This window comes from Tardiphaga robiniae (assembly GCF_013359755.1).
Taxonomy (GTDB): Bacteria; Pseudomonadota; Alphaproteobacteria; order Rhizobiales; family Xanthobacteraceae; genus Tardiphaga; species Tardiphaga robiniae.
Genome location: NZ_JABMCJ010000039.1, coordinates 1 through 595 on the forward strand (window position 1 = coordinate 1; position 595 = coordinate 595).

Annotated in this window: 1 protein-coding gene; it reads left to right on the forward strand. The window is 37.0% G+C overall.

Translation table 11 applies throughout. From position 1 onward, the window contains the following. The coding region (locus HP556_RS00210) for an AAA family ATPase (protein ID WP_420878633.1) at window positions 1-595 on the forward strand (595 nt) is incomplete at both ends.

Sequence of the window (595 nt, forward strand, 5' to 3'; positions counted from 1 at the left end):
CCTTAACACCTCATTACTTAGAGGGGTAACTCTTTCAGAAATTCATGGACAGTTCGCACGTGTGTTAAATGGTTTGCCAGAATTGTCAGATTTCCACTTTTCATTTAATAGAAAAAGTGCTCCCGGATTCAGTGATTTAACTATACCTTTTGAGGTGACGGTTAATTCTATGCCCAGCACGAACATTCATGCTTTTATCGGGCGGAATGGGTGTGGTAAAACAACAATTTTGAATGGAATGATTGGTGCAATCACCAACCCAGAAAACAATGAATATTTTTTCTCTGAAAATAATAGACTTATCGAGTCAAGAATCCCAAAGGGATATTTTCGATCGCTTGTTTCAGTTTCGTTTAGTGCATTTGATCCTTTTACTCCTCCTAAAGAACAACCTGACCCAGCAAAAGGTACACAATACTTTTATATTGGACTCAAGAATGCTGCCAGCAATAGTTTAAAATCACTAGGCGATCTCCGCTTAGAATTCATTTCAGCATTTATTGGTTGTATGAGAGTAGATAGAAAAAGACAACTCTGGCTTGAAGCTATCAAAAAACTAAGTAGTGATGAAAACTTTTCAAATATGGAACTCATC